This window comes from Jiangella anatolica, from assembly GCF_003236295.1.
GTDB lineage: Bacteria > Actinomycetota > Actinomycetes > Jiangellales > Jiangellaceae > Jiangella > Jiangella anatolica.
Map to the genome: position 1 here is coordinate 1 of NZ_POTW01000131.1, position 14,947 is coordinate 14,947.

The window sequence follows — 14,947 nt, forward strand, 5'->3', positions numbered from 1 at the left end:
CCGCCCACCCGCCCCTGCGGCTTCGTCACCTGATCGTTTTCCCGCAAACGATCAGGTGACCTGGCGGCGGGCCAGCTGGGGCGTTCGGTCACCTGATCATCTCCAGCATGTGGACAGAAAACGATCAGGTGACGAAGTGGACGGTGAGAGGGGCGCTAGGTCACCTGATCATCCGGCGACGGTGGGTCCGCCCCAGCCGCGGGCGATCAGGGCACGTTGCAGCGTTGCGCCCACCACCGCCGGCCGGTGCCGGATGGCGTAGGAGGTGAAGCGAAGCAGCGTCCGGCCGTCGATCACGATGTCGTTCGCCCGGTCGAGGTCGGCATCCCAGGCGAGTACGTCGAGATGACCGCGACCGTCGACCTCGACCGCGAGCCGGAACTCGGCCCAATCCGCGTCGAGGTAACGACGTCCGTCCGGCCGCTGGAGCACGCGCTGACGAGCCGGCTCGGGTAGGTGGAACGCCCGGACGAGCTCGGCGAACTCGCGCTCCGGCACCGACGCGATACCGCCGGCCGCGTCGTCGATGGTCTCCACGATCAGGGCATGGCGCAGACACGGGCCGCGCCGGGACAGTGCATCGCGCAACTGCTCGGGCGTCACCAGGCGCTGCTGCACCCCGGCGAGGAGAATCGCCCGCGCACGGTCGTCCCTGGAGGCCCACGCCGCGGCGTCGACGATGCTCCGCGGCATCCGGCACCGCCGCGGGACCCTGAGCGGATGCACGTCCAGGTCGTCGAGGAACCTGGAGTAGTGCACGACCACCCCAGGCTGTCGCGTATCGCGGGTGCCGCACGGCTGCGTGACGAAGATCGTGGTCGTGCCAAATCCCTCCAGCCCGTCGAGCTCCGCGGCGGTCGGCCCGAGCTCGCCGTTGTGGCTGACGAAGACATCGCGCCCGACCCGCTGCCAGCGACGGGCACGCACCTCGCGACGCACATGGCGGGCGAGGGCCGGCGGCACCTCGTGGCGGTGCAGGACGCCTGCCTGAGCCGCCAGCAGACGCGCGAGCGTCTCGCCAGCATCGCTCGCAGGAGCCGGATCAGCCGTCATGCCGACAGCTCAGCAACCAACTGTGCGCCTCGCCAGGGCCGCAGACGCATCTGTGGATGACGCGGCAGCTCCGCGTCGCCTGTGGACAACCCTCCGCGGCGCATCTGGTACCTTGTGTCGCATGGTACCTGGCGAGGGTCAGATCATGACCAACCTCCGGCGCGGGGCGCTGGAGTACTGCATCCTCGCCCTGGTCCGCGACGGCGACAGGTACGGGCTGGACATCGCCCGCGAGCTGACCGACGGCGTGTTGATGGCCGGCGAGGGGACGCTGTATCCGTTGCTGTCGCGGCTGCGCAAGGGCGGGCTGGTGGAGTCGACGTGGCAGGAGTCGGAGTCCGGGCCGCCGCGGCGCTACTACCGGCTGACGCAGGACGGACGCGCCGCGCTCACGGCGTTCGAGCAGACCTGGCGGCCGTTCCGCGACGCCGTCGACCGCGTCCTCGCCGACGGGCGAGGGTGACCGCCATGGAGGAACCCATGCTGACCGCCACCCAGCACCAGCGGATCGACCGCTACCTGGCCGAGCTGTCCGGTGCGCTGACGGAGCTGCCGGCCGGCGACCGCGACGACCTCCTCGCGGGCATCCGTGAGCACATCGCGGCCGCGCTGGCCGGTCGCACCGAGGTCACCGATGCCGACGTCGACGAGGTGCTCAGCGCGCTCGGTGATCCGCTGGCCATCGCCGCCGAGGCGACCGGCGGAGTCCCGGGCGGCGGCCCGGGCGGCGGCCCCGCGCCGACCAGAGCCGCACCGGCGGCGCCGGCGGCGCCGACGCTCAGCCGTGACTGGGTGCCCGCCGTCGTCGTGCTGACGCTGCTGCTGGGCCCGATCGTGCTGCCGTTCCTGGTCTCGTTCGGCGGGCTCCTGCTGCTGCCGCTGTTGCTGCTGGCCGGTTGGGTGGTGCTCTGGGTCTCGCCGCTGTGGACGCCCGGCGAGAAGCTGGCCGGCACGTTCCTGCTGCCCGCGGCGGGAACGGCCGCCTTCATCGCGTTCTTCGTCGCCTGGGATACCAGCGGCACCGGCTCGAAGTACTGCGAGGGCGGCTCGACGGCCAGCGGCGGCTACACCGAGACCTGCACGAGCGGCGGCGGCTCGGACTCAGGCGGCTCGGCGATCGCCCTCGGCGTGCTCGTCGTCATCGCCATCGCGTCCCTGGTCACCGCGTTCGTGCTGTACCGGAACGGGCGACGGCGCACCGACGCGCTGGCTCAGAGCTTCTCGACCGGGGCGTAGCGCAGCAGCAGCGTTTTCAGGCCGCTCTCGCCGAAGTCGACGGTGGCCTGGGCGTGCTCCCCCTGCCCGTTGGTCGCGACGACGGTGCCCAGGCCGAACGCGTCGTGGGTGACGCGGTCGCCGGCGGACAGCGAGATGACCGGCCGGTTGCCCGCACCCGTGGACCGGCCGCTGACCGGCTGCCGGCGCGGTGGCGGCGGCGTGGTCCACTTGACCTGGTCGGCCTCGGTGCGGCGCCAGTCGATCAGCTCGTCGGGGATCTCGGCCAGGAACCGCGACGACGGGTTGTGCGCCGGCGACCCCCACGCGCTGCGCAGCAACGCCCGCGACAGGTACAGCCGCTCGCGCGCCCGGGTGATGCCGACGTAGGCCAGCCGGCGCTCCTCCTCCAGCTCCTGGGCGTTGCCGCCGAGCGAGCGCTGGTGCGGGAAGACGCCGTCCTCGAGGCCGGTGAGGAACACCACCGGGAACTCCAGGCCCTTCGCGGTGTGCAATGTCATCAGCGTGACCATGCCGTCGTGGTCGTCGCCCTCGGGGATCTCGTCGGCGTCGGCGACGAGGCTGACCTGCTCGAGGAACCCCGACAGCGAGCCGTCGGAGTCCTCGCTCGCCTCGTACTCGCCGGCGACGGCGACCAGCTCGCGCAGGTTGTCCAGCCGGGTCTCGTCCTGCGGGTCGTCGGACTCGGACAGCTCCGCGACGTAGCCGGTGCGGTCCAGCGTCGCCTCGAGGATCGCGGCCGGCCCGACGCCGTCGCCGACCAGTGCCCGCAGCTCATCGGTGAGCTGGACGAACCCCTCGATCGCGTTGACCGACCGGGTGGCGATCCCGGGCGCGTCGGCGGCGTGGCGCAGCGCCTGGAAGAACGTGCCGCGGTCGCGCTGGGCCAGCGCCTCGACCATCGCCTCGGCGCGGTCGCCGATGCCCCGCTTCGGCACGTTGAGGATGCGCCGCAGCGAGACCGAGTCCTCGGGGTTGGCGAGGAACCGCAGGTAGGCCAGCGCGTCGCGGATCTCGCGCCGCTCGTAGAACCGGGTGCCGCCGACGACGCGGTACGGCAGGCCGACCCGGACGAAGATCTCCTCCAGCACCCGCGACTGCGCGTTGGTGCGGTAGAAGACGGCTACGTCGCCGGTGCGGGCCTCGCCCTCGTCGGTGAGCCGGTCGATCTCGTCGGCGACGAACTGCGCCTCGGCGTGCTCGTCGTCGGCCACGTACCCGACGATCTTGGCGCCGTCGCCGCTGTCGCTCCACAGCCGCTTCGGCTTGCGTCCGGAGTTGCGGGCGATGACGGCGTTCGCGGCGGACAGGATGGTCTGCGTGGACCGGTAGTTCTGCTCCAGCAGGATCACCCGGGTGTCGGGATAGTCCTCCTCGAACTGCAGGATGTTGCGGATGGTCGCGCCGCGGAACGCGTAGATGGACTGGTCGGCGTCGCCCACCACGCACAGCTCGGCCGGCGGCACCGCGGGCTCGTCCTCGCCGGAGATGACCCCGGTGCCGACCAGCTCGCGCACCAGCACGTACTGGGCGTGGTTGGTGTCCTGGTACTCGTCGACGAGGATGTGCCGGAACCGGCGCCGGTAGTTCTCCGCGACGTCGGGGAAGGCCTGCAGCAGGTGCACCGTCGTCATGATGAGGTCGTCGAAGTCGAACGCGTTGGCCTCGGTGAGCCGGCGCTGGTACAGCTCGTACGCCTCGGCGATCATCTTCTGGTGGTGCGTGTCGGCCTTCGCCAGCGCCGTCTCGTAGTCGATCAGCTCGTTCTTGAAGTTGCTGATCGCGTAGCTGAACTGGCGCGGCTGGTAGCGGCGCGGGTCGAGGTCGAGCTCGCGGCAGACCATGGCCATCAGCCGGTGCGAGTCGGCCTGGTCGTAGATGGAGAACGACGACGTGTAGCCGAAGTGCTTGGCCTCGCGGCGCAGGATGCGCACGCAGGCGGAGTGGAACGTGGACACCCACATGATGTCCGAGCGCTTGCCGACGAGGTCCGCGACGCGCGCCTTCATCTCGCCGGCGGCCTTGTTCGTGAACGTGATCGCGAGGACGGAGCCCGGGTGCACGTTGCGCTCGCCCAGCAGGTACGCGATGCGCCGCGTCAGCACCCGCGTCTTCCCCGACCCGGCGCCGGCGACGATCAGCAGCGGCGAACCCTGGTGGGTCACCGCGTCGCGCTGCGGCCCGTTCAGCCCGTCGAGCAGTGCCTCGGGGTCGCGCGAACGCCGCTTCGCCGGCTTCCTGGGCTCGGCCGCCGCGGTCAGGGTGAGGTCGTCGAACAGGGCACTCATCGCCGGTGGGTCACACTCACCTTCTCACTCGCTTGGCTAGCGTCCCCAGCCTATGCCCGCCCGCCGACAGACTCGGCCCGAACACGCTTACGAACGCCGGCGCGATCGGCGGCACGGCGCATGATCTCGCGCCGGACGGGAACCGTCCTGGTGGGAGCGGTGGCGATGCCCGGCGAGACCTTCACGCCGTACGGTCCCTCGCATGCGGCCGTGCTGGTGGTCCTGGCCGTTCTGGCCTGGTGGCTGGTGCGGCGGGGGCAGGCGGCCCGCGGCACCCGCGCAGCGAATCGGCTCAGCACCGGATTCGCCATCGTCTTCCTGACACTGACGTTGCCGCTGCAGGTGTACTTCAACCTGCCTGGCCGCTTCGCCCTGGGCCTGTCGTTGCCGATCCAGCTCTGTGACCTGGCGTGGCTGGCGGCGATCCACGCGCTGCTGACGCGCCGGCGCTGGTCGGCCGCACTGACGTACTACTGGGGCCTCACGCTCAGCATCCAGCCGATCCTCACGCCGGATCTCGACGCGGAGTTCCCCGATCCCGCATTCGTCCTCTACTGGTCGATGCACGGGCTGACCGTGGTGGCGGCGGTCTTCCTGACGTGGGGCCTGGGGATCCGGCCCGGCTGGGACTCGTACCGGGTCGCGGTGACGGCGACTGCTGTGTGGGCGGCGGTGGTGTTCGCGTTCAACGCGGCCACCGGCACGAACTATGGCTTCCTCAACGCCAAGCCGGACTCGGCGTCGTTGCTGGACCTGTTCGGCCCCTGGCCGTGGTACGTGGTGGTCGAGACGGTGCTCATCGCCGCGGTCTGGGCTCTGGTCACCTGGCCGTGGACGCGGCAGCCGGCACCTGAGCGTCCAGCAGCGCACGATACGCGTCGAACCGGACCGGGATGAGCCCAGCGGCTCAGTTCCAGAAGACGGCGATCACGACATTCGCGGCGGTCAGCCCGAACAGGGCGAAGAACAGCCCGTCGGCGATCGCGGTGCGCCTGCGCTGCGCGAAGCACAACCCGGTGATGACCAGCACGACGACCAGCTTCACGCCGACCTTCGCGTTGTCGATCTCCTTGTCCAGGGAGTCGATCCCGGAGGCCATGCCGACCATCGCGACACCGGTGACGAGCTGGGTCAGCGCCCCGTGCAGCATGGCCGCGTTGACGACACGGCCGTCGCGGGCGCTCAGCTGCACCATGATCCCGCCGAGCAGACTGGCCAGGCCGAAGAAGTGCAGCACGAGCACGAGGTCGTAGACGAACTCCATGGCCGGGCAGACTACTACGCCGTGTCGTACTCCCCGGCGACGGGGTCAGACCAGGCGGCGGTCGGTCGCCCAGCGGGTCAGCTCGTACCGGTTGGACAGCTGCAGCTTGCGCAGCACCGCCGACACGTGCGTCTCGACCGTCTTGACCGAGATGAACAGCTCCTTCGCGATCTCCTTGTACGCGTAGCCGCGGGCGATCAGCCGCAGCACCTCGCGCTCGCGCTGGGTGAGCCGGTCCAGGTCGTCGTCGACGGACGGGGCCTCGGTGCCGGCGAACGCGTCGAGCACGAAGCCGGCCAGCCGGGGCGAGAAGACGGCGTCGCCGTCGGCCACCCGGCCGATCGCGGCGACCAGGTCGTCGCCGGTGATGGACTTGGTGACGTAGCCGCGGGCGCCGGCCCGGATGGTGCCGATGACGTCCTCGGCGGCGTCGGAGACCGACAGCGCGAGGAACCGCACGCCCGGCTCCTTGGGGTGCACCTGGCGGATCACCTCGCCGCCGCCGCCGCCGGGCAGGTGCACGTCGAGCAGCACGACCTCGGGCTTGGTCCGGAGCACGACGGCGACCGCCTCGGCGGTGTCCGCGGCCTCGCCGACGACGTCGACGGCCGGGGCCTGCGCGAGCTCGGCGCGCACGCCCGTCCGGAACATCGCGTGGTCGTCGACGAGCACGACCGTGACCGGGCCCGCGTCGGCCGGCCTGGTCTCGTCTGGCTTGATCTCGCTCACGAGCTTCTCCTCGTCGACAGTCGTACTTCGGTGCCCTCGCCGGGCGTTGACCGGATGGTGGCCTCGCCGCCGTGCCGCTCCATGCGCCCGATGACCGAGCGTCGCACACCGAGCCGGTCCTCGGGGACGGAGTCCGGGTCGAACCCGGCGCCCCGGTCGCGGACGAACACCTCGACGCCGTCGTCGCCGGCCTCGACGAAGATGTCGATCTTGTCCGCGCCCGAGTGCTTGGCGGCGTTGACGGTGGCCTCGCGCGCGGCCTTGAGGACGGCCCGGGCGACGTCGTCGATCTCCGCGTCGCCGACGGTGACCACCTCGACCGGCGTGCCGAAGGAGTCCTCGACCTCGGCGGCCATCTTCGTCAGGGCGGCCGCCAGCGAGGACCCGTCGTCGACGAGGTCGCTGTAGAGCCAGGCGCGCAGGTCGCGCTCCTGGGCCCGGGCCAGCCGGACGACGGCGCGCGGGTCGTTCGCCTGCTTCTGGATCAGCGCCAGCGTCTGCAGCACGGAGTCGTGCAGGTGGGAGGCCATGTCGGCACGCTCCTGGGAGACGATGCGGGCGCGCCGCTCGCTCTCGAGGTTGCGCCACAGCTTCCACAGCCACGGCCCGGCGATCAGCCCGACGCCGACGAGGATGACGATCACCCCGCCCAGCGCGTCCATCGTCACCTCGAACTGGCCCTGGCCGACGAGGAACACGACGACGCCCGCCACCACGACGCCGGTGCCGGCCACCACCCGGGCCGCGGCGATCCAGCCGCCCTTGCCGGTGAGCGCCGCCAGCCAGGGGAACCGCGGCGAGATCGCCGACAGGCGGCTGCGTTCCTGCTCGTCGGCGGCCCGCCACACCAGCGTCAGGCCGGCGGCGGCCAGCAGCAGCGGGAAGAACAGGGCCGGACTGACGCCGAGCGGGGTCTGCTGGACCAGCAGCCACACCCCGGCGCCGAGCAGCACCAGCGCGGCCAGCTGGCCGAGGTCGCCGGTGCGCTGTGCCAGGGTGCGGCGGCGGCGCTTGCCGGTGCGGGTGGCGGCGGCCAGGCCGGCCGGCGTGCGCTCGTCCTCCGCCTCGCGGGCCACCGTCTGGTCCAGCGGGGTGAAGATCCACAACGCCAGGTAGAGCACCACACCGAACCCGGAGATCGCGCTGAGCAGGCTGAACGCGACGCGGACGGCGAGTGGCTGCACCTTGAACTGGGCCGCCAGCGCGACCGCGACGCCGCCGACCATGCGGCCGTCGGAGTGCCGGACGAACCGGGGCGGCGCGCCGGGGTCGGCGGCCGGGCCGGGGGTGCGAGCGCCGCCGCGGCCGGCGGCCGGCGGCTCGCCGGGCGGCAGCTCGCGCGGCCCGCTCTCGGTCGCCGCGGCCGCCTCCGTCCCGGGCTCGGTTTCGTCGCCGGGGCGCGCCGAGCCGCGCGCCGCCGGATCGGCGGCACGGGGTGTCGGCACAGTGCTCATGACATCGATGGTCACACGCGCGGGCGCGCGCCGCCATGAGGGACGTCCCGGAGATCGCGGGTCGGGGGCCGTTCCGGGTCATCCCCGATGCACGCGGGACCACGGCTGGGCATCATCGATGGCATGAGTCATCTGCCTCCTGCCTCCCCCGCCGCGGACTCCGGTCCGCGCGTCTCCGACGAGTTCCGCTCGCTGCGTCGCAGCCGGTCGGACCGGGTCGTCGCCGGTGTGCTCGGCGGGCTGGGCCGGCGGCTCGGCATCGACCCGGTCGTGCTCCGCGTCGCCACCGTCGTCCTGTCGATCTTCGGCGGCGTGGGAGTCGTGCTGTACGCCATCTTCTGGCTGGTGGTGCCGGCCGAGGACGAGGAGCGCTCGATCCTGGACCAGGCGCTCGGCCGCGGCGAGAACCGCCGCCCGGGCACCCGCCCGCTGGCGCTGCTGCTGGCCGGCATCGGCATGGTCGCCGGCGTCAGCATCGTCGCCGGCTCGTGGGACAGCGGCGTGCTGCTGCTCCTCGCCGTGCTGGGCGTGTACCTGCTGCTGCGCCGCCGCACCGACGAGGACGAGCGGGCCGGCTACGACACGCCGCCCGACGAGGCCGGGTTCGGCGGCTACGTCTACGACCCCACCGTCGCACCGGCGCCCGGCGGCGCGGGTGCCACCACGACCACTGCCACCACTGACGCGGCACCGGCGGGTCCCGCCGTCGCTCCCCCGGCCGAGCCGGGCGGACCGGCGGGACCGGCCGGGCCGACCAGCGGCTGGCCGGAGGGCCCGGACTGGGGCCCGCCGCAGGCGCCTACGCCGGTCTACGAGCCGCCGGCCCCGCCGCCGGCCAAGCAGCGCTCGGTGCTCGGGCTGATCACGTTCTGCCTGGCGCTGCTGTCGGTCGGCGTGCTCGCCGTCAACGACGCCACCTGGGCGGAGTACCCGCCGGGCGTGTACGTCGCGGTGCCGCTGGGCATCGTCGCGCTGGGCCTGCTGGTCGGCGCCTGGTACGGGCGCTCCCGCGGCCTGATCGTGCTGGGCTTCCTGCTCTCGATCGCGCTGGTCCCGGCCACCTGGCTGTCCCAGTGGGACTACCACAACTCCGGTGACATCACCCGCACGTACCTGACCGCGGAGCAGTTCCCCCGCGAGCCGCAGGAGTTCGGCGCCGGTGACATCCGCTTCGACCTGGCCGGCCTCACGCTCACCGACGGCCAGACGGTGCACCTCGACGTCGAGCAGGGCGCCGGCTCGCTCACCATCGACCTGCCACCGGACGTCGACGTCCGGATCGAGCAGGCCTCGGTCGGGGCCGGCGACCTCACCTACTTCAACGAGGGGCAGGAAGGCCTCGGCCAGGAGATCAAGGACTACACCGACAACGGCAGGGACGGACCCGGCGGCGGCACGCTCGTGCTGGACCTGGAGCTGGGCCTGGGCAACCTCGAGGTGACCCGATGAAGCGCCATGACACCGACGTCGTCTCCCTGATCTTCGGACTTCTCTTCCTAGGAGTGAGCGCGATGTGGCCGTTCGTGCACTACGACGTGCTGGGCCTGTCCGGCCTCGAGGTCGCACTGCCGGTGCTGCTGGTCTCGATCGGCCTGGCCGGGCTGATGGCGTCGCTGAGCAAGCTGCGGCGTGAGCGCGAGCCGAAGGCCTGATCCCTGGCCGCGACGGCCGTGTCGGGGTGGTCGGTGACGACGCCGTCCACCCCGGCACCGAGGAACACCCCCAACTCGCCCAGCGCGTCGCCGTGGCCGGCCGCCTCCCGGCCGCGGCGGCGATCCGCGGGCAGGAACGAGTTCTCGTTCCGGAACGTCCAGGCGTGCACCGCCATCCCGAGGTCGTGGGCGTCGGCGACCAGCCGGCTGGGATGGCCCAGCCGGCCCTCGGGGTCGCGCGGCACCACCAGCGACTTGTGCGCGCCGAGCACCGTCGCGTACGACGCCACCTCGCGCAGCCCGGTCGGGGTGAGCAGGTCGACGAACCGGCGCCCGTCCTCGGCCCGCTCCCAGTCGAACGGCCGGCCGGTGCTGTCGACCAGCTGCACCAGCGGCACCGACGTCCGGGCGGCCAGCCTGCGCAGCACCGACGGCTCGAAGGACTGGACGAAGACGGGGATGCGGGCGCGCTCGAGCCGGAACCCCAGCAGCGCCGCCATCAGCGCGTCGTCGACGGACAGCCCGCGCTCGGCGTAGTACGTCGGGTGCTTGAGCTGCGGATACAGGCCGACCGGACGGCCGCGGCGGTGGCCGGCGTCGATCGCCAGCGTGATGACCTCGTCGAACGTGGGCACCCGTAGCCGGCCGTCGTAGGCCTGGTTGGCCGGACGCAGCTGCGGGATCCGCTCGCGCGCGTACAGCGACCTGACCTCGTCGAGCGTGAAGTCGTCGATGAACCAGCCGGTCAGCTCGCGGCCGTCGACCAGCCCGCGGCGGCGCCGGTGCGCGAACTCGGGCCGCTCGGCGACGTCGGTCGACGCGGACAGCTCGGCGTCGTGCCGCGCGACCAGCACGCCGTCGCGGGTGAGTTGCAGGTCGGTCTCGATGAAGTCGGCGCCGAGGTCGACGGCCAGCTGATACGCGGCCAGGGTGTGTTCCGGCCGGTAGCCGCACGCGCCACGATGCGCGACGACGACGGGCAAGGCGGTGTCCGACATGCGGTCAGGCTAGGGAGCGACCGTGTCCCGCCGACCACACGACGTCGAACTGGGCATGACGCACTCCCCAACGCACGAACGCAATCAGACACCTGCGACGTTAGTGGATCACTCCCACTCGATGGTGCCCGGCGGCTTGCTGGTGACGTCGAGGACGACGCGGTTCACCTCGCGCACCTCGTTGGTGATGCGGGTGGAGATGCGCTCGACGACGTCGTAGGGCAGCCGCGACCAGTCCGCCGTCATGGCGTCCTCGCTGGACACCGGGCGCAGCACGATCGGGTGGCCGTAGGTGCGCCCGTCGCCTTGCACGCCGACGGAGCGGACGTCGGCCAGCAACACGACCGGGAACTGCCAGACGTCGCGGTCCAGGCCGGCCGCGGTCAGCTCGGCGCGGGCGATGGCGTCGGCCCGGCGCAGGATGGCCAGCCGCTCGGCGTCGACGGCGCCGACGATGCGGATGCCCAGGCCGGGGCCGGGGAACGGCTGCCGCCACACGATCTCGGCCGGCAGCCCGAGCTCCTCGCCGACCGCGCGGACCTCGTCCTTGAACAGCGTGCGCAGCGGCTCGATCAGGGTGAACTGGAGGTCGTCGGGCAGGCCGCCGACGTTGTGGTGGCTCTTGATGTTCGCGGTGCCCTCGCCGCCGCCGGACTCGACGACGTCGGGGTAGAGGGTGCCCTGGACCAGGAACTCCACCTCGGTGCCCTCTTCGCCGGCCTGGGCGACGATGTCGCGCGCGGCCTGCTCGAACACCCGGATGAACTCGCGCCCGATGATCTTGCGCTTCTCCTCCGGGTCCTCGACGCCCTTGAGCTGGGTGAGGAACCGGTCGGCGGCCTCGACGACGTGCAGGTCGACGCCGGTGGCGGCGACGTAGTCGCGCTCGACCTGCTCGGACTCGCCCTCGCGCATCAGCCCGTGGTCGACGTAGACGCAGGTCAGCTGGGCGCCGACGGCCTTCTGGACGAGCGCCGCCGCGACCGCGGAGTCGACGCCGCCGGACAGCCCGCAGATGACCCGCTTGTCGCCGACCTGCGCGCGCACCGCCGCGACCGTCTCGTCGACGATGTTCGCCATCGTCCAGGTGGGCGCGGCGCCGGCGATGTCGTAGAGGAAGTGCTGCAGGACCGCCTGGCCGTGCTCGGAGTGCAGCACCTCGGGGTGCCACTGCACGCCGGCCAGGCCGCGCGCGGTGTCCTCGAACGCGGCGACGGGGGTGTCGGGCGTGCCGGCCAGGACGGCGAAGCCCTCCGGCGCGGCGGTGACGGAGTCGCCGTGGCTCATCCAGACCTTCGTGCCGGTGCCGACGCCCTGCAGCAGCGTGCCCTCGACCTGCACGGCGAGGTCGGTGCGGCCGAACTCGGACTTCCCGGTGTGCGCGACGGTGCCGCCGAGCGCCCGCGCCATCGCCTGGAAGCCGTAGCAGATGCCGAACGCCGGAACGCCGGACTGGAACAGCGCCGGGTCGACCGACGGGGCGCCCTCGGCGTACACGCTGGACGGCCCGCCTGACAGGACGATCGCCTTCGGGTTCCTCGCCAGCATGTCCCCCACGGGCATGGTGTGCGGGACGATCTCGGAGTACACCCGCGCCTCGCGGACGCGCCGCGCGATCAGCTGGGCGTACTGGGCGCCGAAGTCGACGACGAGGACGGTGTCATGGGAGTTCTCGGCCACCCAACGAGCGTAGTGCAGACCCTTGGCAGGACACCGCCTCTCCAGTAGGGTCTCGTTACGTATTTACGGCCCAGACCGTAACTCGCGACGTCCGGAGGTCCGCCGATGCGCCGCCCGCTTCTCGCCGTCCCGCTCGCCGCCGTCCTGTCCGCCGCCCTCGTCACCGCCATGACCAGCGCCGCGGCACCCGCGGACGCCGAGCCGTCCGGCGGCGCCGCGCCCGTCTCGCTGGGCGCCCCACTGAACGACGTCACTCTGGTCGGCGGAGCCGTGGCGACCACGCCGGACGGCGTGCCCACCGTCTACGGCGTCACCGTCGGCGAGCCGGTCCGGCTGTCCGTCGCCGACGCGCGCACAGGCGAGATCCTGCTGACGACGCCGCTGCCCGGCGCCAACTCCGCGACCGGCGTCGTGGCGCTCGAGGGCGGCGACGTCTACGTCAGCACCAACCCCAACGGGCGTCTCTACCGCCTGCCGTGGGGCGCGGACGCCGTCGAGGACCTCGGGCAGGTCGTACCTGGTGAGACGTTCGCGTGGGACATCACCGAGGGCCCCGACGGCCGCATCTACGGCGTGACCTTCCCAGGCGCGCGGCTCTACGCGTACGACCCAGGCACCGGCGCGTTCCAGGACTACGGCGCCGTCGCCGCCGACACCCAGCAGGCCCGCACCGTCGCGTCGTACGGCGGCAAGCTCTACGTCGGCACCATGACGCGCGCGCACCTGGTCGAGGTGGACCCGGCGACCGGCGCGAAGCGAGAGATCGCGCTGCCGCCGGAGTCCAACCCGGGCAACGAGCTGACCTCGGTGTTCGACGTCAATGTCATCGGCGACCGGCTCTACGTGCGGATCGGCACCGACATCAAGTACGCGCCGCTGTACGAGTTGGACCCGGCCACCGGGACCTGGGGCGCGTCGCTGGACACCGTCGCCGGCCTGGAGCTGCCCGCGCCCGGACCGGACGGCGAGCTGTACGTCATGCGGAGCAACACGCTGACCGCGTGGAATCCGGCCACCGGCACCGCCACCCCGACCCCGCTGCGGTACGAGGGCCGCGTCTACAACTACCGCGGCGTGGGCTGGGTCGATCTCGGCGACCCGGCGTGGCCCGGGCTCACGCTGACCGGCTTCTTCTGGCGCGGCGAGATGTGGCGGTACAACCCGGCGACCGGCCGGAGCGAGGTGGTTCCGACGGAGGTGCCCGGGGAGCCGATCGAGATCCTCTCGCTCGAGGCGGCCACCGGCGGCGGCGTGTGGGCCGGCGGGTTCCTCAACGGGTTCGCCCACGTCGACGCCCAGACCGGCGAGTCGCGGTTCCGCCGGTTCGCGCAGACGGAGCAGCTGCACGACGACGGCGAGAACGTGTGGATCGGCGGGTACCCGGACGCGCGCGGCTACCGCTACGACCCGGGCGCGCCGTTCAACGACCCCGACTACGCCCCCGGCCCGCCCGGCACGCCGGTCAACCCGGTGAAGCTGTGGGACTTCAGGCAGCACACCGCCAACCCGCAGGACCGGATCTTCGCGCTGCTCCCGCTGGACGACGTGGTGGTCGCCGCGACCGGGCCGAAGGGCTCGACCTTCGGTGGCTCGGTCGCCGTGTCCGACCGCACGACCGGGCAGACCCGGTTCCTCGACGACCTCTCGCCGGACCGGGCGCTGACCTCGCTGGCGGCGTCGCCCGACGGCGCGACGGTGTACGCCGGGACCTGGGTCTACGGCGGCACGGGCAGTCCCGAGCCGGTGCAACCCGAGGGCACGGTGCTGGCGTTCTCCCCGGTGAGCGGGGAGGTGGCCTGGCAGGTCTCGCCGGTCCCGGGAGCGCCGAGCTACGTCGCGACGACGCTCGACGCGGCCGGACGGCTGTGGACGCTGGCCGGCTCCGCGCTGCTGGAGCTGGACCCGGCGACGGGCGCGACGCTGCGCACCGTCCAGCTGGGCTCGCCGCCGCCGCAGTCGCGGCAGACCTGGCCGCACCAGGCCGGCGTCGTCGAGCCGGTGCCCGATGCGGACGCGCTCTACGTCTCGATGGGTGGGCGGCTGTACCGGGTGTACGGCGCGACCGGCGCCGTCGAGGAGCTGGGCGGGTTCGCATACTCGACGTTCACGGTGCTGGATGGCGGCGAGCTGGCGATGGCGTCCGGCACGGAACTGTTCCGCTGGACTCCGCCCGCGGCGGACACGGCGCCTCCGGCCGTCGAGGTGGGCGTCGGGCACGTCGCCGGCGACTGGCGGCCGTACCTCGAGTTGACCGTCGATGACGGCGCCGGCCTCGGCGTGCACGAGATCGCGTACCGGCTCGACGACGGGCCGTGGACCACGTACACCGAACCGGTGCGGCTGCGGCCCGGGCGGCACACCATCGAGGTCCGGGCCGCCGACCGCGCCGGCAACACGGCGACGGTGACCGAGCACCTGGTGGCCCGCCCCCGCTTCCCATGATCATCAACCTTTTTGGCTGCCAGAGGCAGGCTCAAGTGGTGGTTGCAACGAGCAGCTGGTTGAGCCGCTGGGCTGGAGTCTGCCAGTTCAGGGTGTGGCGGGGGCGGGTGTTGAGTTGGTCGGCGACGGTGTCGAGGTCGGCCTGGGTGAG

At 72.5% G+C, this 14,947-nt stretch carries 12 protein-coding genes and 1 pseudogene; 5 read left to right on the forward strand and 8 right to left on the reverse strand.

The annotated features are described in order from the left end of the window. Nucleotides 1-168 precede the first annotated feature (168 nt). Entirely contained in the window at nucleotides 169-1,053 is an 885-nt protein-coding gene (locus tag C1I92_RS30575) for a putative endonuclease domain-containing protein (protein WP_111258415.1), read from the reverse strand. A gap of 121 nt (nucleotides 1,054-1,174) precedes the next feature. Here C1I92_RS30575 and C1I92_RS30580 point away from each other — a divergent pair, with 121 nt between their 5' ends. Together C1I92_RS30580 and C1I92_RS30585 are read left to right on the forward strand one after the other, a co-directional pair. Beyond that, nucleotides 1,175-1,516: a PadR family transcriptional regulator gene (locus C1I92_RS30580; RefSeq protein WP_111258416.1), complete on the forward strand. Its 342-nt coding sequence runs from the start codon at nucleotides 1,175-1,177 to the stop codon at nucleotides 1,514-1,516. A gap of 5 nt (nucleotides 1,517-1,521) precedes the next feature. Beyond that, entirely contained in the window at nucleotides 1,522-2,289 is a 768-nt protein-coding gene (locus tag C1I92_RS30585) for an HAAS signaling domain-containing protein (protein ID WP_146605344.1), read from the forward strand. Here the strand turns inward: C1I92_RS30585 and pcrA are convergent. Beyond that, the gene (gene pcrA / locus C1I92_RS30590) at nucleotides 2,265-4,577 is read right to left on the reverse strand and encodes a DNA helicase PcrA (protein WP_111258418.1); all 2,313 of its coding nucleotides are present in this window, start codon (nucleotides 4,575-4,577) and stop codon (nucleotides 2,265-2,267) included. The genes C1I92_RS30585 and pcrA overlap by 25 nt on opposite strands. A gap of 165 nt (nucleotides 4,578-4,742) precedes the next feature. On the opposite strand from pcrA, the gene C1I92_RS30595 reads away from it, so the two are divergent. Then, nucleotides 4,743-5,474, forward strand: a complete 732-nt coding sequence (locus C1I92_RS30595) for a YwaF family protein (protein ID WP_111258425.1) — start codon at nucleotides 4,743-4,745, stop codon at nucleotides 5,472-5,474. 10 nt (nucleotides 5,475-5,484) lie between these two features. Here C1I92_RS30595 and C1I92_RS30600 read toward each other — a convergent pair whose 3' ends face one another. The 3 genes from C1I92_RS30600 to C1I92_RS30610 are packed head-to-tail and all read right to left on the reverse strand — an operon-like array spanning nucleotide 5,485 to nucleotide 8,024. After that, a complete protein-coding gene (locus C1I92_RS30600) occupies nucleotides 5,485-5,841 on the reverse strand; it encodes a hypothetical protein (protein ID WP_111258419.1) in 357 nt (118 codons plus the stop codon). Between the two features lie 45 nt (nucleotides 5,842-5,886). Continuing rightward, on the reverse strand, nucleotides 5,887-6,570 hold the full coding sequence (locus C1I92_RS30605; RefSeq protein WP_111258420.1) for a LuxR C-terminal-related transcriptional regulator: 684 nt from the start codon (nucleotides 6,568-6,570) through the stop codon (nucleotides 5,887-5,889). Continuing rightward, the gene (locus C1I92_RS30610) at nucleotides 6,567-8,024 is read right to left on the reverse strand and encodes an ATP-binding protein (protein WP_111258421.1); all 1,458 of its coding nucleotides are present in this window, start codon (nucleotides 8,022-8,024) and stop codon (nucleotides 6,567-6,569) included. The genes C1I92_RS30605 and C1I92_RS30610 overlap by 4 nt, the downstream gene beginning before the upstream one ends. Before the next feature lie 123 nt (nucleotides 8,025-8,147). Between C1I92_RS30610 and C1I92_RS34135 the strand changes: the two genes are divergently transcribed. Continuing rightward, entirely contained in the window at nucleotides 8,148-9,473 is a 1,326-nt protein-coding gene (locus tag C1I92_RS34135) for a PspC domain-containing protein (protein WP_158564353.1), read from the forward strand. A gap of 79 nt (nucleotides 9,474-9,552) precedes the next feature. On the opposite strand, the gene C1I92_RS30635 is transcribed toward C1I92_RS34135, so the two are convergent. Both C1I92_RS30635 and guaA read right to left on the reverse strand, forming a co-directional pair. Then, nucleotides 9,553-10,674 (reverse strand): glycerophosphodiester phosphodiesterase family protein, encoded by a 1,122-nt coding sequence (locus tag C1I92_RS30635; protein ID WP_111258422.1) that lies wholly within the window; start codon nucleotides 10,672-10,674, stop codon nucleotides 9,553-9,555. 108 nt (nucleotides 10,675-10,782) lie between these two features. After that, complete coding sequence (gene guaA / locus C1I92_RS30640; protein WP_111258423.1) at nucleotides 10,783-12,354, reverse strand: glutamine-hydrolyzing GMP synthase; 1,572 nt, start codon at nucleotides 12,352-12,354, stop codon at nucleotides 10,783-10,785. A 105-nt stretch (nucleotides 12,355-12,459) separates the two neighbouring features. On the opposite strand from guaA, the gene C1I92_RS30645 reads away from it, so the two are divergent. Continuing rightward, a complete protein-coding gene (locus tag C1I92_RS30645; RefSeq protein WP_111258424.1) occupies nucleotides 12,460-14,796 on the forward strand; it encodes an OmpL47-type beta-barrel domain-containing protein in 2,337 nt (778 codons plus the stop codon). A 31-nt stretch (nucleotides 14,797-14,827) separates the two neighbouring features. Here C1I92_RS30645 and C1I92_RS35150 read toward each other — a convergent pair. Beyond that, nucleotides 14,828-14,947, reverse strand: a pseudogene (locus C1I92_RS35150) (IS30 family transposase); the annotation flags it as partial.